This window comes from Terriglobus saanensis SP1PR4 (assembly GCF_000179915.2).
Lineage (GTDB): Bacteria > Acidobacteriota > Terriglobia > Terriglobales > Acidobacteriaceae > Terriglobus > Terriglobus saanensis.
The window spans coordinates 2,221,151-2,240,769 of record NC_014963.1 but is presented as its reverse complement, the minus strand read 5'-3'; the positions used below and the strand labels follow the sequence as shown (position 1 = coordinate 2,240,769).

The 19,619-nt window shown below is 57.0% G+C and carries 19 protein-coding genes; 11 read left to right on the top strand and 8 right to left on the bottom strand.

Annotated features, from left to right (window positions below; translation table 11 throughout):
* The first annotated feature begins 39 nt into the window (after nt 1-39).
* The 5 genes from ACIPR4_RS09280 to hpnJ all read left to right on the top strand — a co-directional run bounded on the left by ACIPR4_RS09280 (nt 40) and on the right by hpnJ (nt 5,406).
* The gene (locus ACIPR4_RS09280) at nt 40-1,257 is read left to right on the top strand and encodes an efflux RND transporter periplasmic adaptor subunit (protein WP_013568404.1); all 1,218 of its coding nucleotides are present in this window, start codon (nt 40-42) and stop codon (nt 1,255-1,257) included.
* Between the two features lie 23 nt (nt 1,258-1,280).
* Entirely contained in the window at nt 1,281-2,213 is a 933-nt protein-coding gene (locus tag ACIPR4_RS09275) for a tetratricopeptide repeat protein (RefSeq protein ID WP_013568403.1), read from the top strand.
* A complete protein-coding gene (locus ACIPR4_RS09270; RefSeq protein WP_013568402.1) occupies nt 2,213-3,511 on the top strand; it encodes a TolC family protein in 1,299 nt (432 codons plus the stop codon). Before ACIPR4_RS09275 ends, ACIPR4_RS09270 begins: the two co-directional genes overlap by 1 nt.
* A gap of 25 nt (nt 3,512-3,536) precedes the next feature.
* On the top strand, nt 3,537-3,851 hold the full coding sequence (locus ACIPR4_RS09265; protein ID WP_013568401.1) for a hypothetical protein: 315 nt from the start codon (nt 3,537-3,539) through the stop codon (nt 3,849-3,851).
* A gap of 76 nt (nt 3,852-3,927) precedes the next feature.
* Nucleotides 3,928-5,406 (top strand): hopanoid biosynthesis associated radical SAM protein HpnJ, encoded by a 1,479-nt coding sequence (hpnJ, locus tag ACIPR4_RS09260; protein WP_013568400.1) that lies wholly within the window; start codon nt 3,928-3,930, stop codon nt 5,404-5,406.
* Nucleotides 5,407-5,432: 26 nt separating this feature from the next.
* Here hpnJ and ACIPR4_RS09255 read toward each other — a convergent pair whose 3' ends face one another.
* Nucleotides 5,433-6,515 carry a mechanosensitive ion channel family protein gene (locus ACIPR4_RS09255; protein ID WP_013568399.1) on the bottom strand — a complete coding sequence of 361 codons (1,083 nt, stop codon included), beginning with the start codon at nt 6,513-6,515 and terminating at the stop codon, nt 5,433-5,435.
* A gap of 135 nt (nt 6,516-6,650) precedes the next feature.
* Here ACIPR4_RS09255 and ACIPR4_RS09250 point away from each other — a divergent pair, with 135 nt between their 5' ends.
* Together ACIPR4_RS09250 and ACIPR4_RS09245 are read left to right on the top strand one after the other, a co-directional pair.
* A complete protein-coding gene (locus tag ACIPR4_RS09250; protein ID WP_013568398.1) occupies nt 6,651-7,070 on the top strand; it encodes an EamA family transporter in 420 nt (139 codons plus the stop codon).
* A 2-nt stretch (nt 7,071-7,072) separates the two neighbouring features.
* Nucleotides 7,073-7,462 (top strand): EamA family transporter, encoded by a 390-nt coding sequence (locus tag ACIPR4_RS09245; protein WP_013568397.1) that lies wholly within the window; start codon nt 7,073-7,075, stop codon nt 7,460-7,462.
* A gap of 3 nt (nt 7,463-7,465) precedes the next feature.
* Here the strand turns inward: ACIPR4_RS09245 and hpnE are convergent, their stop codons facing one another.
* From hpnE to ACIPR4_RS09225, 4 genes are read right to left on the bottom strand one after another with little or no spacing between them, the layout of a single operon-like run.
* A complete protein-coding gene (gene hpnE / locus ACIPR4_RS09240; RefSeq protein WP_013568396.1) occupies nt 7,466-8,839 on the bottom strand; it encodes a hydroxysqualene dehydroxylase HpnE in 1,374 nt (457 codons plus the stop codon).
* On the bottom strand, nt 8,836-9,792 hold the full coding sequence (locus tag ACIPR4_RS22710) for a phytoene/squalene synthase family protein (protein WP_013568395.1): 957 nt from the start codon (nt 9,790-9,792) through the stop codon (nt 8,836-8,838). The genes hpnE and ACIPR4_RS22710 overlap by 4 nt, the downstream gene beginning before the upstream one ends.
* Entirely contained in the window at nt 9,789-10,748 is a 960-nt protein-coding gene (hpnC, locus tag ACIPR4_RS09230) for a squalene synthase HpnC (RefSeq protein ID WP_013568394.1), read from the bottom strand. Before hpnC ends, ACIPR4_RS22710 begins: the two co-directional genes overlap by 4 nt.
* Nucleotides 10,745-11,830: a zinc-dependent alcohol dehydrogenase gene (locus tag ACIPR4_RS09225; protein ID WP_013568393.1), complete on the bottom strand. Its 1,086-nt coding sequence runs from the start codon at nt 11,828-11,830 to the stop codon at nt 10,745-10,747. The genes hpnC and ACIPR4_RS09225 overlap by 4 nt, the downstream gene beginning before the upstream one ends.
* A 165-nt stretch (nt 11,831-11,995) precedes the next feature.
* Here ACIPR4_RS09225 and ACIPR4_RS09220 point away from each other — a divergent pair, with 165 nt between their 5' ends.
* Genes ACIPR4_RS09220 through ACIPR4_RS09210 form a run of 3 tightly spaced genes read left to right on the top strand, consistent with a single transcriptional unit; the run spans nt 11,996 to nt 14,564 of the window.
* Nucleotides 11,996-12,775 carry an MlaE family ABC transporter permease gene (locus ACIPR4_RS09220; protein ID WP_013568392.1) on the top strand — a complete coding sequence of 260 codons (780 nt, stop codon included), beginning with the start codon at nt 11,996-11,998 and terminating at the stop codon, nt 12,773-12,775.
* A complete protein-coding gene (locus tag ACIPR4_RS09215) occupies nt 12,772-13,611 on the top strand; it encodes an ABC transporter ATP-binding protein (RefSeq protein ID WP_013568391.1) in 840 nt (279 codons plus the stop codon). The genes ACIPR4_RS09220 and ACIPR4_RS09215 overlap by 4 nt, the downstream gene beginning before the upstream one ends.
* Nucleotides 13,608-14,564: a TIGR01777 family oxidoreductase gene (locus ACIPR4_RS09210; protein ID WP_013568390.1), complete on the top strand. Its 957-nt coding sequence runs from the start codon at nt 13,608-13,610 to the stop codon at nt 14,562-14,564. The genes ACIPR4_RS09215 and ACIPR4_RS09210 overlap by 4 nt, the downstream gene beginning before the upstream one ends.
* 53 nt (nt 14,565-14,617) lie before the next feature.
* Here ACIPR4_RS09210 and ACIPR4_RS09205 read toward each other — a convergent pair whose 3' ends face one another.
* Complete coding sequence (locus ACIPR4_RS09205) at nt 14,618-15,367, bottom strand: dienelactone hydrolase family protein (protein ID WP_013568389.1); 750 nt, start codon at nt 15,365-15,367, stop codon at nt 14,618-14,620.
* 186 nt (nt 15,368-15,553) lie between these two features.
* On the opposite strand from ACIPR4_RS09205, the gene ACIPR4_RS09200 reads away from it, so the two are divergent.
* Entirely contained in the window at nt 15,554-16,576 is a 1,023-nt protein-coding gene (locus ACIPR4_RS09200) for an acyltransferase family protein (RefSeq protein ID WP_013568388.1), read from the top strand.
* Nucleotides 16,577-16,593: 17 nt separating this feature from the next.
* Here the strand turns inward: ACIPR4_RS09200 and ACIPR4_RS09195 are convergent, their stop codons facing one another.
* Nucleotides 16,594-17,004 carry a PX domain-containing protein gene (locus ACIPR4_RS09195; RefSeq protein ID WP_041586017.1) on the bottom strand — a complete coding sequence of 137 codons (411 nt, stop codon included), beginning with the start codon at nt 17,002-17,004 and terminating at the stop codon, nt 16,594-16,596.
* Nucleotides 17,005-17,087: 83 nt separating this feature from the next.
* Nucleotides 17,088-19,487, bottom strand: a complete 2,400-nt coding sequence (pnp, locus tag ACIPR4_RS09190; RefSeq protein WP_013568386.1) for a polyribonucleotide nucleotidyltransferase — start codon at nt 19,485-19,487, stop codon at nt 17,088-17,090.
* Between the last annotated feature and the right edge of the window lie 132 nt (nt 19,488-19,619).

Genomic DNA, 19,619 nt, shown 5'->3' with positions numbered 1-19,619 from the left:
ATTCAAGACGATATGACGGCAGAGAGTACACAAGGGAAAATGCGAACTGTTTTATGGACTGCCGGGGTGGCCGCAGTTGTAGTAGCGCTGATCTTCGGCATTCGAAGCCTCCTTCATGAGGACACTCCGGTTCGCGTGGCCGTCGCCACCTATCAGGATCTCGTCAGCACCATCTCCACCAACGGCAAAGTTGAGCCGATCCAGGCCTTTGAAGCGCATGCCGCTTCTGCCGGTACCGTGCAGAAACTCCTCGTCCGCGAGGGACAGCATGTCACGGCAGGCACCTTGATGGTGCAACTGGACGATTCTGGCGCTTTAGCGCGGGTGGCCACAGCCCGTGCTGGCCTGGCCGGTGCCAAAGGTTCTTTTCAGGACATGAGCCAGGGCGGCAGCCAGGACGAACGCATCTCAATTGCTGGAGATTTAAACCGCAGCCGTCTTCAGGTCCAGCAGGCGCAACTCGATCTTTCCACTCTGCAGCAACTGCAGGCCAAAGGAGCGGCTTCCACCAGCGAAGTCAGTGCGGCGCAATCTCGCCTCGCAACCGCCCAGGCAAACATGGACGCGGTGCAGAAGCGTAGTACCGCTCGCTTCGCGGCCTCCGACAAAACCCGGATCGCGGCACAGCTTGCGGACAATCAGGCTGGCCTTTTGGCTGCTGAGAAGAATCTGGCGTTTGCGATCGTGCGCGCGCCCTTTGCTGGCATCGTCTACTCTCTGCCGATTCGCGCCTACGAGTTCCTGAATCCGGGGGATGAGATTCTTCGCATGGCCGATCTCAATCGGATGCAGGTGCGTGCTTACTTTGATGAGCCGGATGTTGGCAAACTTGTTGTAGGCCAGAAGGTGCGCGTTACCTGGGATGCCCGTCCCAACCGTGCATGGCACGGACACATCGTCCATACGCCGTCGACCATCATCTCTTACGGAACGCGAAATGTAGGCGAATGCCTCATTGCCATTGACGATGCCGCAGAAGACTTGCTTCCGAATACCAATGTCAATGCATTGGTGACGCTTCAGGAAAACCCGCATGTTCTCAGCGTTCCGCGGGAAGCCCTTCGCACCCAGGGAACACAGAACTTCGTCTATCGTGTGGTGAAGAACCAGCTCGTGAAGACACCCGTCGATGTGGGCGCGGTGAATCTTACGCTCGTCCAAATTGTTCACGGTCTATCCGAGCACGATACCGTTGCCCTGAACGCGACCAACTCTGACGATCTCACGCCCGGCCTCAGCGTCAAGCCCGTGCAATAGCATTTGCCAGGAGATCCACCTTGATGCTTCCCTCACTCCTCTTCGCGTTCCTGATCGCCCAGCCTGCCACCGCCTCTGGCGGCTATGAACAGGCGCGGGCGACAGCACGTTCAGGCCATGGAGACCAGGCAGTGGCGGAACTTCTTGCTCTGGGAGAGGATGTACGCGCTCAGCAATTGCTTTGCACGGTTTATGTCACCCTGGAGCGGTTTGACGATGGCATCCACACTTGTGAAGCAGTTGCCCGAGCCAATCCCTCCAGCAGCGAAGCGCAGCTCCTTCTCGCCCGGGCCTATGGGGCAAAAGCCGATCACTCCGGCGCATTTACCGGCATGAAGCTGGTGGGCAAGATCCGTGGCAGCTTTGAAAAAGCTGTAGAACTCGATCCCACATCCGTTGAAGCGCTTTCGGATCTGGGCGAGTTTTATGTTTCGGCCCCTGGTATTGTCGGTGGCGGCTCGGACAAAGCCACCGTTCTTGTCGACAAACTGATGAAGCTCTCTCCCGCACGTGGTCATAGACTTCTCGGCATGATCGCGCAGAAGAACAACAATCTCCCCGCCGCGGAAGCCGAGTTTCAAAAAGAGATTGAACAGAAGCACTCTCCCGAGTCCTATGTCGATCTAGCCAACTTCTATGCGCATGAAAAGCAATGGGAGAAAGCCTCTGCCGCAGCTCTTTCTGCCATCCGACGTGACACACACCACGGTGCAGACTCCATCGACGCTGCAAATCTTCTGGTCAAGATGAACCGCGAGCTTCCCGCTGCGGAACAAGCTTATCGCGACTACCTCGCAGGCTCGAACCAGACCGCAGGAGCGCCCGCCTTCAAGGTACATACCTTGCTTGGTCTTGCCCTTGCAAAACAAGGTGACAAGGCCGCGGCACAGTCGGAGTTTGCCGCCGCTCTTGAACTCGCACACAACTATCCACCGGCACGCAAAGGGGCCCAGTGATGCGTCGCCTCCTTCTCATCACCGTATTGCTTGGTTGTAGCTCGATCATTCACGGCCAAATTGCATTCTCCTCCGCAATCGACCTGGCTCTACGCAACTCACCGCGAGTGAAGATGGCGGAAAGCGATGTTGTCAAAGCCCGCTCCATCCTTGCCGAGTCAAAAGATGTCTACATTCCCGCTATTTCGGCAGGTTCCGGCCTCGGATATACCTATGGCTTTCCTACGGGGACGCCCACGCTCTACAACTTCACAGCACAGTCTCTGATCTACGACCAGTCGCAGCGCAACTATATCCGGGCCGCGCGCGAAGGCCTGGTCGCCGCAAACCTTGCTCTGCAGGACGTGCGCCAGCAGATTGCAGAAGATGCGGCGATCACCTATCTCTCTGTCGACGCGGATCTACAACGCCTGTCTGCCCTGAACGAGCAGTACGGCTACGCTACACGCCTGACGACGCTCACACAGGAGCGACTCGATGCTGGCCTTGATCCTCGCATCGAATTGACGCGCGCACGTCTTTCCGCCGCGCAGATTCGTCTGCGTCGCATTCAGATCGAAGGCGATCTCGATATCCAGCGCCAGCATCTGCTACGTCTCACGGGCGTTGCGTCCCGCCGTATCACTACGGACTCTGCCTCGATCCCCTCAGTGCCTTCCAATATCTCTTTCACCGTCGCCGAAGGCGCTCTTTCGCCCTCAGTACAGGCTTCCTACAGCAACGCGCAGTCCCGCTTGCAACAAGCCTTTGGAGATGGGCGAAAGCTGTATCGCCCGCAGATTGCTCTGGCGGTACAGTACAACCGATTCGCAAAGTTCAATAACTACGACGTTTACTACAAGGCTTACCAGGCGAATAATTTCCTCTTTGGGATTCAGCTCACGGTTCCCATCTTCGACGCCGGAAAGCGCACCAAATTCCACGAGTCCATGGCGGATGCGCAGCACGCGCTGCATGAAGCCGATCTCGCTCGCGACCAGTTTTTGGAGGGTCGCAACCGCACGGCGCACGGTGTGACAGAGATGGCCGCCCGCGCCGAAGTTGTAGGCCTAGACCGCGAACTCGCGCAGGACCAGTTGGACATCATTCGCACACAGCTGACCGCAGGCAATCCCAATGGGCAGCCCATTACGCCCAAGGATGAACAGAATGCACTCGTTCAGGAGCGCCAGAAATACCTCGACTTCATCGACGCGGATCTCCAGCTTCGGAACGCGCAGATTAATCTCCTTCGCTCCTCCGGGCAACTGGAGTCATGGTTGAAAACATCCTTGGCTATAACGCCCGTCAAGCCCTAACCGGCAGACGCTTCGGAGATCTGTCATGCGAGCCTTCCTTACCTTTGTCATCGTGCTTCTTGTCATCGCGGGTCTCGTAGGCGTTATCTATGACCGCCGTCTTACGGCAAAGTTCCAGTCCATCGAGCCACACGCTTCGGAATCGGCTGTTCGCTCGGAGCTTGGGCCCCCTTCCAAGACGGATCCTTCTTGCTCTGCCTACGGCACACAACAGGCCACCCACTGCGATCACGTGCTGGTCTACAAATCCGCATTTTCCTTTATAAATCACCGATATTGGCTGGTCTTCATCGATCCCAGTGGAGCCGTCACCGCGACCTCGGCTCAGATCGAGCCCTAGACACTTTTCGGATACTGCTCAGATACCTCCTGTCACATACAAACCAGTGTCAAAGTGGTAAAATCAAAGCATTATCATGCCACTCAAAACGCTGTTTCTGAATCCCCCTTCGTTCGAGAATTTTGATGGCGGCGCCTCTTCGCGCTGGCCAGCCACCCGCGAGATCGAGTCCTACTGGTACCCCGTCTGGCTCGCCTATCCCGCCGGCATGCTCGAAGGTTCAAAGCTTCTCGATGCTCCTCCGCATCACGTCTCTGCAGAAGAGACCATTCAAATCGCGAAGAGCTTCGATTTTCTCGTGCTCTTCACTTCGACCGTCGGTTGGAGCGGAGATCACGGTCTTGCGCGCGCCATCAAAGCGGCAAATCCCGCGATCAAGATCACCTTCGTTGGCCCCCCGGTCACCACGGATCCCGATCGCGCGCTCAATGAGTGCGAAGTGATCGATTTCGTCTGCCGCCGCGAGTTCGATTTCTCGACCGTGGAGTATGCCAACGGCAAGCCTCTGAACGAGATCCTCGGCATCTCGTATCGCGGCGAGAACGGTCAGATCCAGCACAACCCGGATCGCCCGCAGGTGGAAGATCTCGATGCCCTTCCCTGGGTGACGGACATCTACAAGCGCGACATGGATGTCACCAAGTACAACGTGCCGTTCCTTCTGCACCCCTATGTTTCGCTTTACTCGACGCGCGGCTGCCCTGCACAGTGCACATTCTGCCTCTGGCCACAGACACTTTCTGGCCACGCATGGCGCAAGCGCTCCACAGACGATGTGGCCGCAGAGATGAAGCATGCCAAGGAACTCTGGCCCAACGTCAAGGAGTTCTTCTTCGACGATGACACCTTCAATATCCAGAAGGCCCGTACCATTGAGCTTTGCGAAAAGCTGAAGCCGCTTGGCCTTACATGGTCTTCCACCTCGCGCGTTACCACCGACCGCGATACGCTCAAGGCCATGAAGGATGCGGGTTGCCGCCTGCTCATCGTCGGCTTCGAGTCCGGTGATCCCCAGATCCTGAAGAACATCAAAAAGGGTGCCACCGTTGAGCGCGCACGCGACTTCGTGAAGGACTGCCACGATCTCGGCCTCATCATTCACGCCGACTTCATCCTTGGCCTTCCCGGCGAAACCAAAGAGTCGATCCGTAATACGATCGACTTCGCGAAGACGCTCGACTGCGAAACCATCCAGGTTTCCATCGCACACGCTTACCCAGGTACAGAGTTCTACGACTACGCCAAGAAGAACGGCTTCATCACCAACGAGAACATGGAAGACGGCACCGGTCACCAGATGGCACACATCGAGTACCCTGGCCTACCAGTCGAGTACGTCATGGAGATGGTGCATCGCTTCTATGACGAGTACTACTTCCGCCCCAAGGCCGCGTTCCGCGTGGTCTGGAAGGCTATCGTAAACCGCGACGTTCCTCGTCTCTATGTGGAAGCGAAGGCCTTCATGAAGCTTCGTTCCCAGCGTAACAAGGCCTCTCGCGCCAAGCGCGAAGAGAACGCCTTGAAAGCTCAGGAATCTGTCAGCATGAACGCTTAGGCGAACGCCATAAAAGGGACGCGAGTTTACTCGCGTCCCTTTTGTTTAATCTGCTCCGGTCTCCCCAACAAGCGCATCTGTGGGAAAGCGTCTGGATAGTTTTCTCGAACGAAGGCCATCATGCCCTCGCGTACGAGACAGCGGAGATCGAAGTTATCGCCTGCATTCGTCGAACTCATCAAACAGCGAATCTCCATGGTGTGCTCCTTCAGGTCCGTCACCTGAAGTCCGCAGACTTTACCATCCCACTGCTTCGCGCCGGAGACAATCTTGGTCAGATGCTCACGCAGCGGTTCCACTGGCACAGTGTAGTCCAGATATAAAAACGCCGTCCCCATAATGTCCGCAGACTGGCGCGTCCAGTTCTGAAAGCTGTTCTCGATGAAGTACGTGAGCGGTACGATCAAGCGCCGCATGTCCCAGATCCTCACCACCACGTAGGCGGAGTTGATCTCTTCGATCCTTCCCCACTCTCCCTGCACAATCACTACATCGTCGATACGGATCGGTTCTGTCAGGGCGATCTGCAGGCCGGCCAGAAAGTTCGAAGCGGTCGACTTCGCTGCCGTCGCCAGTACGAGAGAAGCCAGTCCCGCCGACGCCAGAAGCCCTGTTCCCGCACGCCAAAGTCGTGCATCGTGAAACGTATAGAGGGCAGCGCCTATCGTTAGAACGATGATGAAACCAATCAGCATCCGGCGAAACAGTTGGAACTGCGTGTGGACGCGACGTGCCTGCACATTGTCCGCAGCCTGCAGGTCATACCGCCGCAGAAACAGGATCTGTCCCACATAGACCGCACCCGTCGCAAACCAGCCCAACGACAACACCATCGCGATCGCCAAAGCCTGCCGAACATTTTCGTGGATCTCGTTCGAAACCGGAAGAAAGGGCTGGGCTACAAAGAGACAGGTGATGATAAAGATCGCGCGAGCTGGCTTCCCCAGATGCGCCTTGAGCCCCAGACCAAAGAACTCCGGCTTTCCTTCGCTCTGCTGTTTGCGGAGAATCCGGAACAGCACCCAGTGCGTCGCGTTCGAAAACACGAGCGCCGCACAGAAAAAGAAGAGCGCCAGAAACCAGCCGTGCCACAGATGAAAAAATCGCAAGAGGCCCTCCATTCCGGTTCGTGAGCCGCAACATCGCTCTCTACCTTCTGGGATGACTCTAAACGTTCAGGCGTTGGTAGCGCCGTCATCTCTTCGAGTTTTCAGCAGCGCTTATCGCCGATAGAATAGAGGTAGATGTCTCACCGCCTTCCCGCTTCGCGTTATCTCCTGCTCTTCTGCGTCATGCTCGGTGCCGCTGTGGGCGATGCTCTTCTTGGCCGCGGTATGCACGACATCGGACCCGTCTCGATCCACCACCTTTCGTCACTTTTCTACGCCCTCGGCAATCCCTGGGTGCTCTCGGGAATTGTTGTACTCATTGGCTTTATGGCGTCTTATATGACGGCATTGAGTTGGGCAGACCTGACCTTCGTCCTTCCGGCAACAGCCTTTGGAAACGTGGTTACCGCGCTTATCGGAAAGCTCTGGCTGCGCGAGAGCATCTCGCCGCTACGCTGGCTGGGGATCTGCCTGATTGTCGTCGGTGTCGGCTTTGTGGCGAACGGACCTTCGCGGACAGAGCACGCGGTCGATCTCGATGAAAGTGTGGCCTGATCGTGGTGATCCCTGACTCCACACTGCACACCTGGACGACCATCGCGGCGGTCGTTGTGACCGCAACGGCGGGCGATATTTTGATCGCCCGTTCCATGCGGTCTCTGGATCTGGATGCGATTCGAGCAAAGAGCGGCTTAGGCGGGGCGATTCTGGCAGTGGTGACTAAGCCAACGCTGATCCTCGGAATCGTCTGCATGGCTCTGAGCTTCTTTTCCCTGCTCTTTGCGCTGGCAGGAGCGGACCTCTCGCTCGTCGCGCCCGCGACCGCCTCGCTCACTTTTGTGTCGACGGCGATCGCTGCGAAGATTTTCCTGAAGGAAAATGTAGACCGAAGGCGCTGGCTGGCAGCATTGTTCGTTTGTGCCGGTGTGGCACTCCTGGCCCGTTGAAAGTTACTTAGACAACCAGCGCATAAGACCTTGTGGCGGGAGATCGCTTCGAAGAAAGCGCCTGGGTGAGTCCATCACCTCCCCTGCCGCCAGGAATCCGCTCCGGACGGCGCCTTCCATGGTCGAGGGCCATCCGGTTTGGGTCCAGTCTCCGGCAAGGTAGAGTCCGGGAAGGTCCGTCTTTTGGGATGGACGAAACTTGTCGAGGCCGGGCATGACGGAGAAGGTTGCGCGCGCTTCCTTCAGGATGCCGCTCTTGCGCAGCTCTGCTTTTTTCACTGCAGGAAAAAACATGGCAAGCTCTTCGAGCGAACTCGAAAGCAGGTCTTCGCGTGAGCGTTTGAGATGAGGATGCGACGCGCTGATGACCAGTTCGACGTAGCTGCCTGCCGAAGCAGGCCACCTGCGGATGCGGGATTTATGAAAGATCCACTGAATGCCTGTATCAAGAAGGACCGCGTGGTCCAGTTCGGTGATCTCGCGGTCAAACCAGAGATGCACCGTGGTGATGGGCGCGTTGCGGAACTGGCCCGCGTTAGCGATGAGGTCTGAGGTAGTATTCAGCTCGGCCGGCAGGAGACGTTGGACTTGTTCAAAGGGCACGGCGATGATGACGTTCTCCGTCGATAGTGTCTGGTCCTCAAGATGGATGAGCCAGCGGTCCCCATCGCGCTGCAGCGGCGTGTCTACGCTTTGCGTCAGTAGGAAGCTGGTTCCCTGCTGCTGCGCCTGCCGTGCGACTTCGCCGTAGAACTCGGAGAGTGGGCGTTTCGGAATGCCGAGGCGGCCGCCTTCCGCGGATTTGATAAAGCTTTCGTGGAAGACTTGTCCCGCATAACGTGTGGAGCAGTTTTCAAAGCTGTCGTTCAAGGCACCAACGATGACGGGCTCCCAGAAATGACGGATGGCACGTTCGCTTTGATGGGTCCGTTTGAGCCACTGTGCAACGCTTTCACTGTCATCCGCAGGATAGCCACGGAGAAACTCCACCAGGCCGCGCGCTACTCCCACTTTGTCCGCCAGACCCAGCATCGAAGCTCGGAGGAAAGCAGGTGAAGCGTGAAAAGGCGACGGAAGGCCACTGGGATGAATGCTTGTACTACTGCCGTTCGTTTCGAGAAAGGTGAGTTCGTCATACCAGCGAATCTTGTCACCGATCCCGGCGTCTTCACAGAGAGCACGAAGATTCGTGCAGCAACCCAAGAGAACGTGCTGGCAGTCGACGATCTCGTGCAGCGAAGGATGCTCATAAGAGTAGGCCCGCCCCCCGACGAAGGGCTTTCGGTCGATCACGGTGACTTCCGCGCCCTGCGAGGAAAGTGCGGTCGCTGCAGCAAGGCCAGCCAGTCCCGCACCAATCACGATCACATCGCTCATTTCGAAAACGCCCGATTTATGAACGACTTCCCCATCCCTCCCAGCAGAATGGTGAGCTTGACCGAAGTGGGTACACTGACGCGTTCCACAAAGACCTTTGCCGGATCCCTGGCGACACGCTCCAGGAGCCCGTGGTAGATCGATGCAAGAACCTTCATCGCAGCGCGTGAGTCGCGATCGAGAAGTGGAATGAGTTGATCGGCGGCCTGGTAGTAAGCGCGTGCGCGCTCGATCTCGAGTTGCATGAGCGCGAGCACCGGCTGTGATGGACGATGGGTATGAGTGGCGGAGAGGATCTGCGTGACATCCGCACCGGCCGATTGCATGTCTTCCAGAGGGAGATACAAACGTCCTCGCTCGGCATCTTCACGCACATCTCGAAGAATGTTCGTGAGTTGAAACGCAATCCCCGTTTCTTCCGCAAACCTCTCCGCGCGAGGGTCGGTATAGCCGAAGATCCGGATGCAGACAAGACCCACCACGGAAGCCACGAGATAACAGTAGCGGTAGAGGTCGTCGAAGGATTCGTACGCCTGGTAGGCGCGTTGGTGCGAGATCATCCCCGCCGGAATTGCCATGATCGGCACGACACCGTCGATGTTTTCTTCGAGATCCATCGTCGTTCCGCGGACGAGCTGTTCTAGCAGCTCGTCCGGGATCGCAAAGCGCTTCTGCGTGTCATTGACGGCGAGAAAGATGGAGTCTGTCGTCGTGCTTCCTGCACGCGCCGCGCGCCACGCATCGAGCCACTGCTGCATCGCAACGCGACGCTCCGGTATGGAGATCGATTCGTCATCCGAAAGATCGTCGGCACGACGCATGAAGGCGTAAATCGCGCACATGGCATCGGATTTGTGACGCGGCAGAGCAACGAAGGCGTAGTAAAAATTCTTCGCCTCACGCTTCGCAATTGCGCGGCACTCCTGATAGGCAAGGGCAAGTTGTGGAATCACGCGGCGCTCCGTTTTTTGGAGCGGAAAGATGCCGCCAGCTTCCCCGTAAGTGCACCTCCGACCAAACGCATCTTTGTGGCCTTCGTAACAATCGGGCGATGATTGAGAGTATTAAAATCGATTGCTTCGATCGCATCGAGAATCGCCTCTCCTCCACGTCGAAAGAGACGTAGCGCAGAGGCAAGGTCTGCATCGACACGATCTTCGATCGGCTGCCCTTCCGCAAAGAGAACGCGCGTCTTTCCGACCAGATAACGGAGAAGTTCCCGATAGGCTGGAGTAAACTCTCCTGCTTGAAGCTGTTGCGGTGTTACGTTGAAGCGCTTCATCTCGTCTTCCGGCAGATAGATGCGGCCACGTTCGGTCAAATCGGGGCCAACATCCTGCCACATGTTGGCGAACTGCAGGCCGGTACAAATCTTGTCCGATAGAGCAAAGAGTTCCGGATCGCGATAGCCCGAGGAGTAGAGAATCAGATGGCCGACGGGACTGGCCGAACTATCGGAGTAGGAGGCCAATTCCTCCATAGTTTGATAGCGGGAGAAGGTCTGGTCTTTACGAAAGCTTACAAGGAGATGCGTGAAAGGCTCACGCGGAATGTCACAGGAACGGATCGTTTCTGCCAGCGCGATGAGAACAGGATGCTTGACCGAGGTCGGTGAATCGTAGACCTCAAGCAGCATCTTCTCCCATTCGTTCAAAAGACGGAGTGCCAGAAGCGGATCGCCTACTTCATCGGAGAGGTCATCGGAGACGCGGCAGTAGGCATAAATGGGATAAAAGTGAGTGCGAAGCCGGGCGGGCAGAAACCAAGTTGCTACGTGAAAGTTCTCATAGTGCGATTCTGCAAGGGACTTGCACCAGGCACGTGCTTCTTCAAGCGTAGGTGCCGTAGCCGGTTCGACAAACGAAGGCGGGCCTCCCTGAAGGCGTACGGGGGGCGTACTGACAATCATAAGTTCTGGCCTCGTAGTTCTATCTCAGGTTTTGTCTCGGTGAAGATGGCCGTTTTGATGTCTGGTGGCCCGGGCTTGGAGGAACGCACCATCATCTTTGCAAAGACTTTTGGCACATCTGCCAGGGCAGCGTGTGAGGTAATGAAATCAGCCGATTGCAGACGTCCGCTGGTGATGAGCTCGAACGCCGTGCGGCAGGTCGCTGGCGTGTGGTGGAAGGTGGCTTTGAGCGTAATGTCGCCATAGTGCAAGCGGTTGGTGTCCAGGGTGACACGCGTTCCAGAGGGCGGACCACCGAAGAAGTTGACCGTTCCTCCTTTGCGCACCATGTCCACGGCCCACTCCCAGGTGAGAGGCGTGGCCACGGCTTCGATGACAATGTCGGCACCGCGCTGGTCGGGCGTGAGCGCCCGAGCGGCGGCAACGACATCCAAACCGTCTGAGATCTGCAGCGTCTGGGCCGCTCCGAAACCTTTTGCCGCCACCGCCTGGTCTTTTCGCTTGACCACCGCGATGACATGACAGCCAGCCAGAGCGGCGACGTGGATAAACATCAGACCGATGGGACCAGCACCAATGACGATCATCGTGTCGCCACGGCGCGCGTTTGACTGCTCAAACCCGTGAACGACGCATGCCAGAGGTTCGGTAAGCGCTGCATGCTCGAACCGCACATCGTCCGGGATAAAAAGGGTGTTTTTCGCCACAATGCGAGCGGGAATACGGAGATATTCCGCATAGGCGCCGTTATTGAAGAGAAGATCTTCGCAGAGATTTTGTTGATCCCGGCGACAAAAATAGCAGACGTCGCAGGGGGCGGAGTTCAAAGCAACGACCCGGTCGTCCGGTTTGAAGTTCTTTACGCCGGAGCCAATGGCGTGAACGGTTCCCGCCAGCTCATGCCCGAAGGCAATCGGCGGCTTCAGCATCATGGCATGATAGCCACGGCGAAAGACCTTGAGATCGGTACCACAGGTCAGAGCGGCACCCACTCGAACCACAATTTCGCCCGCGTCGGGGACGGGTACAGGTAAAGCTTCGACACGCAGGTCTTCTTTGCCGTAGAGAACAACTGCCCGCATGGTGACTCCGGAAAGCGGCATACCGTTATTTTCTCATTTTTCCTGCGAGGATACGGAATAGGAACACTGCAAAAGAAGTCTTAGGGAGAGTGGAACGGAAGTGATTGAATGCGCATCTGATAGAGTGACCGCACCTATGAAAATGATAGAGAAATTTAAGACTGCATGATGCTAGTTTCGCCAGTGGACTTTACGAAACGTTCCATCGCTGCCCTGCAGGAGTACTCTCTTCTGTCCGGTCGCGCGATGAAGAGCCTGTTGACGCCTCCCATTTATTGGGATGAGATCTTCACACAGATGGACTCCATCGGCTTTGGATCCCTGCCCATTGTGATTCTGGCTGGGTTCTTTACCGGTTGTGTTTTAGCTCTACAAAGCGCAACGGCGTTGCAACAGTTTGGCGCGGTAAGCAAGACAGGCAGCCTCGTAGCGCTATCCATGGTCAAAGAGCTTGGGCCGGTGCTGACTGGCTTGATGGTCTCCGGTCGCAACGCATCCGGTATCGCCAGCGAACTTGGCTCCATGAGGGTTACGGAACAAATCGACGCGATGCGTGCGCTGGGCACGGATCCCGTGCGCAAGCTGGTTCTGCCACGCATTGCGGCGACCGTAATCATGCTTGCATTCCTTTCCATTCTTTCCGCAGCAATGGGTATCGCCGGTGGAGCGCTCGTCAGCGTGGCGCTGCTCGGGCTGAACAGCAGCGCCTACTTCCATTCCAGCTACGCTTCGCTTGTCTACGGCGATGTGGTGCAGGGTCTGGTCAAACCGGTATTCTTCGGCTTCATCATTGCCAGCGTGGGCTGCTACTTCGGCATGACCACCAAGGGTGGAACACAGGGCGTGGGCAAGAGCACGACGCAGGCCGTGGTGATCTCCTCGGTATGCATCATCGTCGTCGACTTTCTCCTCACCCGCCTCATGATCGGGATCTTTGGCTCATGAGTACAGCGGAAAGCAAGACGGAGAACAAGGCTGAAAAGGTCGAGTATGAAGGACCTGCGATCAGCTTTGAAGATGTTTCCATCAGTTTTGAAGGCAACGAAGTACTCAAGAACGTATCCTTCGCCATCGAACAGGGCGAGACACGGCTTCTGCTGGGGCCTGCAGGCGGCGGCAAGAGCGTTCTGATGAAGCTCTGCGATGGCCTGTTACAGCCAGACAGCGGCACCATTCGCGTGCTGGGCCATGAGATCACCGGGATGAAAGAGCGCGAGATGTTTGCGCTCCGGCACAGAATTGGGATGGTCTTTCAGGAGTCGGCCCTCTTCGATTCCATGTCCGTAGAGGACAACGTCGCTTATCTGCTCCATGAAGACAAAGTTCCAGCCGAGGAAGCACACAAACGGGTCGAAGAAGCGCTGCGTTTTGTGGAGTTGGAGAAGGCGATCGACAAGTTCCCTGCTGAGCTCTCCGGTGGTATGCGCAGACGCGTTTCGATTGCCCGCGCCATCATTACAGAGCCAGATTTGATCCTCTACGACTCGCCCACGGGCGGTCTGGACCCGATTACTTCAACCACCATTATGGAACTGGTGATGAAGCGGCGCGATGTTTCGCACACGACCTCCCTCATTATCACGCATCGCCTGCAGGATGCCTTCTATCTTGCCACCAACCACTACAACGTGGAAAAGAATGGCGCGGAAAAGATCCCTGCGAACGGCATCGATGAAAAGACAAAGTTCCTGATGCTGAATGACGGCAAGATCGTCTTCGATGGGACGACGCTGGAACTGACACACTCTGACGATCCGTGGTTGAAGGAGTATCTCGCTTGAAGATCGTCCTCGCGGGTGGCAACGGCCAGGTGGGCACCCTGCTGGCGCGACATTTTTCACGCATCGGCAACGAAGTGATCGTGTTGAGCCGATCCGCCAGTTCGAGATCTCCGTGGCGCGTGGTGCAGTGGGACGGGCGCACCCTGGGGCCTTGGTCCAGAGAACTAGAAGGCGCTGACGCGGTCATCAACCTGGCGGGAAAGACGATCAACTGCCGTTATACGACAAAGAATCGCAGCGAAATTATCGCGTCGCGAGTCGAGTCGACCGAGGCCGTTGGTTCGGCGATTCAGGCTACGCAAGTAACGCCGAAGGTCTGGATCAACGCCAGCGCAGCCGGAATCTATCGTCACTCGACATCGGCAGCCTTTACGGAGACCACGACATGGCTCGGCGGCGAGGGCGAGGCTGTTCCAGAGACCTGGCGCTTTGCCGCTGAAGTAGTCAAGACCTGGGAAAACACGTTCGACGCCATCGAAGTTCCCGGAGTGCGAAAGATTGCCCTGCGAACGACCCTGGCGATCAGTCCGGACAAAGGCGGCGTCTTCGATGTCCTGCTGGGACTGGTGCGGTATGGCCTTGGCGGAACACAAGGCCCGGGAACGCAGTTTATCTCGTGGATGCACGACAAGGACTATGTACGTGCGGTCGAATTCATGATCGGCGACGAGAGTATCTCCGGCCCTGTGAATATGGGATCTCCTGTTCCTCTGCCGAACGCCGAGTTCATGCGGATCCTGCGGAAGGCAGCGGGTGTCAAGATAGGATTGTCTGCGCCTGAGTTTGCCTTGAAGATCGGCGCTCCCATCCTCGGCACAGAGGCCTGGCTGGTGCTGAAGAGCATCAATGTTTTGCCAGGAGTGCTGGAACGCGCGGGCTTTGATTTTCAATATCCGGAGTGGGACGTTGCGGCGCGGAATATGGTGCGCCGATGGAAGCAGATGAACGGGTAACTTCTAAGCAGAAAGAGGGACGCAGCGATCGACATCGCTGCGCCCCCTTTCTTTTAGCGGTCGCCCTGACCGAGACGCCTGTGGAAGAGGTCCAGGACCGCTCCGTAGAGACGGAGAGCCAGTTCGGGGTCGTAACGTGCGCCTTCGTCGCGCATAAAAGCGTGGGCACCGTTGACTTCGACCCAGTTGTAACGAAGATTGAGCTCGTCGAGCAGGGTCTGCACTTTGCGTCTGCCTTCGAGTGGAACGTGCGGATCCTGGCGTCCCCAGATCATGAGAAGTTCGCCCTCGATCTCTCTGGCTCTCGCTATGGAATCGTCCTTCATGCCTTTGCCCAGAGATCCTTTGTGGATGTCGGTGGCATAGAAGCAGGCGGTAGCGCGGACATCTTTCTCGAAGGCAGCGCGGAAGGCAAGGTGTCCTCCCATGCAGATGCCAAGCGCGCCTAGCTCGCCGGTGCAGTCGGGGCGCTGCTTGAGATGGTCGAGAACGGCGCGGGTGTCTGCGTCGTAGCTGGCAAGCTCTTTGGTGGTCTTGAGTGCATTGCCCTTGTCGGAACCAGCCTGATCGTAGGCGAAGACCTCGCCCGGCTCGCAGAACTCGTGGTAAACCTCGGGCATGGCGACGATGTATCCGTGACCAGCAATCAGAGCAGCAGTGCGACGAATGGGGCCTGTCACCTGAAAGATCTCCGAATAAAACACAATGCCAGGATACTTTCCTGCCGCAACGGGACGGAGGATGTGGGTGCGCATGGGGCCATATGGGGTAGTGAGTTCGACAAACTCTTCGGTGATGATCATGGGTGTTTCACAAACCTTTCTTTCAGACAGTTTCAGTTGACGTTGCGTGCGGAGCGGAGACCTCCAGCCTACGCCACGGAAGCCTCTTCACTCTATGAAGAGTGATTTCACGCCAAACCGGCCCATTGCTCTTCGGGGTTCTGCTCTTGTCTCTGAAAGACGCATGCACCAGCTAAACTTGAGCTTGTGGCTTCATCCCCTAGACCGGCCCCGCTGCGTACCCTGCAAGTTCTCCGCGGCATTGCCGTGATGCTCGTCGTGGTGCACCACTTTTCTGACGTGATGGCTCCATTCACTCCGGGGCATAAAGTATGGGACAACGGCGCCAGCGGGGTTGATCTCTTTTTCGTCATCAGCGGATTCATCATTCCACTTTCGATCGATTCCAGTAGATCCGGCTTCGCGGCCACAGCCAGGTTTTTCCAAAGGCGACTGGAAAGAATTGTCCCTCTGTATTGGCTTGTAACCACACGAACCTTTCTGTCCATGCTGTACTTCGGAGTGCCCTTTACCTTCCTGCATATTGCCGGCTCCTATCTCTTCCTGCCGACACGCGGTCGATTCGGCGAGTATCTGCCCATTGTCTCGGTAGGATGGACGCTTACCTACGAGATGGCTTTTTATCTGCTCATCGCTTTGGTCATTCTTTGGACGGGACGAGTGATGGAGATCGTGCTTCCCCTCGTTGTTCTGATTGGTCTGGTAGGCATCACGGTGCCTCTCCCTTCGGTGCACATGGATCTCTCGTTGTATCTGGAGTTTGGCTTGGGAATGGTGGCGGCCATCTGGTACACGCGGTCTAAGATGAGATTGCCTGCAGTCGTAGCGGCTTTCCTGCTTCTGGCTTCCCTTACCCTTGAAATAACCGCGCCGTTCTATACCCTGCGTGTAGTGCAGTGGGGGATTTTGTCTTTTCTTATTTTGATTTCCGCCCTGTCGCTTGAAGGCGTCATTGGAAGCAGGCTGCCACGCTGGTCGCTATTACTGGGCGACGCTTCTTACTCAATCTATCTTGTGCATGAGTACGGCATCACGATCATAAGACACCTGATGCTCGCAAAGCGTCTATCCCCTACGATGGGATTGCTGCTGGGCTGCCTTATGGGTCTGAGTTTTGGCTTGGCATGCTACTGGCTGATCGAGCTACCGATCTTGAATTTTTTCAAGACGAGAAGGCTGCAATTGAGAAAAAGCATACCGACTTCCTGACCGCCATCTGCAACCGACTATCTCCAACTAACCGCAAGATGCCAGCGGAGGTTGCGCTCTGCGGTTTTGCGCAGGACTGTGATGTATTGGGAGAGTTCTTCGCGAATGATTTCTGTTTCACTACCCAGGATCGCAGGATCGCGAGCGAGTTCAGCAACGAGCGCCTGAACCGTACTGAGACCGTCCTCGCCGGCATACCACTGTGGCGCCGGAAGACTTGGAAGCAGCTCCGGATTCCCCGCTCCCTCTTCGATCAGGAGCGCCATCGAATTTTCGTCCGCAGAGAAGAACTCGATCAGGGGACGGACGGCGAGCGAGATCGCGAGTTGTTCGAGCCCATCCTCGTTGCGCGCGATGGCTCGACCGTTGACGAAGATGTCGAAGCCGGGATCTTCGCCTTCGACGACGATATACATGGAAGCTGCCATTGTTTTTTCAAGTGTATGCGGATGAACGAAAAAGAAAAGAGCCAGCGTAGGTACGCTGGCTCTTTCTTTTTATCGGATCACAATTACGACTGGCGAGGAGGGGCTCCGCCCGCTGCACCGGGACGGCGTCCGCCACGACGGCGGCGACGACGCGCTGCATCGCCTGTGCCTGCGGGACGTGCGCCGTGCGGCGCATCCGTTGCGGGAGCATTTGTTGCGCCTTCTGTCGGCTCATCACCGTCGAAGTCCTCATCGTCATCCTCATCCTCATCGTCGAAGTCATCGCCACCTTCAAGGGTGATGGTTTCTTCGTCGCTGCGCTTATCGCTTGTCGGGGCTGTTCCACGGGGAACATCGCCGCCTGCTGGCTCAACCTCAGGGAGGCCGAGTTTCGCACGCTGCTCGCGCAGAACAGCCTTCCGGGAGAGCTTGATGCGATTGCCTTCGATGGCAAGGACCTTTACCAAGACCTGATCGCCTTCACGAAGTTCATCCTTCACTTCCTTGACGCGGTGTTCTGCGATCTCGGAGACGTGCAGGAGACCGTCGGTACCGGGGAAGATCTCGACGAAAGCGCCGAACTCCGCCAGACGGACTACCTTACCTAGATAGGTCTTGCCGATTTCAGGAACTGCCGTGATGTCCGAAACCATCTGGATGGCGCGGGCGAGGTTGTCGGGATCCGAGGACGCGATGCTGACGCGGCCCGTATCGTCGACGTCGATCTTGACCTGGGTGGCTTCGACGATGCCACGGATGATCTTGCCGCCGGGTCCGATGAGGTCGCGGATCTTGTCCGTGGGGATCTGCAACGTGCGGATCTGCGGAGCGTAGCGCGACTTCTCTTCGTTTGCGGAAGCGATCACGGCGTCCATCTTGTCGAGAAGGAAGAGACGGCCATGACGTGCCTGCTCCATCGCTTCACGCATAATCTGGGGCGTGATGCCCATGATCTTGATGTCCATCTGCATCGCGGTGATACCGTTGCGGGTTCCAGCGACCTTGAAATCCATATCGCCGTAGTGATCTTCCGCACCTGCAATATCGGTCAGGATGGCGTAAGAATCGCCTTCCTTCACAAGACCCATCGCAACGCCAGCGACCGACCCCTTGAGGGAGATACCAGCCTGCATGAGAGCGAGCGATGCGCCGCAGACCGACGCCATGGAGGACGAACCATTGGATTCCGTGATGTCGGAAACAACACGAAGGGTGTAGGGGGACTCAGCCTCAGGTGGGAGAACTGCTTCGATGGCACGGTATGCAAGAGCACCATGGCCGACTTCGCGACGGCTGGTTCCTGTCATACGTCCAACTTCACCAACACTATACGGTGGGAAGTTATAGTGAAGCATGAAGCGCTTCTTCTGTTCTCCCTCGTACGATTCCATGCGCTGTGCGTCATCGCCGGTACCGAGCGTGGCTGTAACGAGCGCCTGGGTTTCACCGCGGGTAAAGAGTGCCGAACCGTGGGTGCGAGGAAGGATACCGACTTCGATATCGATGGTGCGGATTTCGTCGAAGGCACGGCGATCGGGACGGATACGGTCCTTCGTGACCTGGTTGCGGAAGATCTCTTCACGAAGCAGTTCGTAGTACTTGCTGAGCTTCTTGGAGGCCGCGGCGTCGCCTTCGGGAAGGGCCTTCTTTAGCTCGTCTTTGATCTCTTTGATCTTGGCGTAGCTGTCGATCTTGGCATACTTCTGGGTGTCGAGCGCATCGGCGACGCGGTCGTAGACTTTGGACTTCAGGTCGTTGTAAAAGGCATCGTCGATCTCAACAGGATTGACGATGCGCTTTGCCTTGCCAGCCTTGGCGACGAGCTCGTCGATTCCAGCGCAGATCAGCTTTACCTGTTCATGGCCGAACTCAATGGCGTCGATCACCTTGTCTTCCGGAATTTCTTTTGCACCGGACTCCACCATCACGATGCCGTCCTTGGTGCCAGCAACGATGATGTTGATCAGAGATTCCTTGCGCTCGGTATAGGTCGGATTGACGATGAAGTTGCCATCGATCAGCCCGACACGAACAGCGCCGATGGGGCCCTGGAAGGGAAGGTCGGAGAGCGAGATCGCGCAGGAGGCTGCGTTGATCGCGATGACGTCAGGATCGTTTTCCTTATCCGCAGAATAAACAAAAGCAATGACCTGGGTCTCGTTGCGGTAGCCATCCGGGAAGAGCGGCCGGCAGGGGCGATCGATCAGGCGGCAGGTAAGGATCTCCTTCTCTGAGGGACGGCCTTCGCGCTTGATGAAGCCACCGGGAATGCGTCCACCACCGTAAGCGGTTTCGCGATACTCCACGGTAAGGGGAAAGAAGTCGATGCCTTCCTTCGGGTCGGGTGCGCCTACTGCAGTGGCGAGGATGACGACGTCTCCCGAGGAGGTGAAGGCTGCGCCGGATGCCTGCTTGGCAATGCGGCCCGTCTCAAAGGTGATGCGCTTGCCACCGGCAAGTTCTACGGTCACTTCCTGTTTCATAGGTGTGCTCTCTCTTTGTTCTCTATTGTTGGAAGTCGTGGGCCGCGCGTCCGGAATATTTCCATGGACAGGCGCAGGCGTGCAAAAGCGGCAAATCCTCTCCGGCACCCGTCGTATGGGTTGATGGGCGGA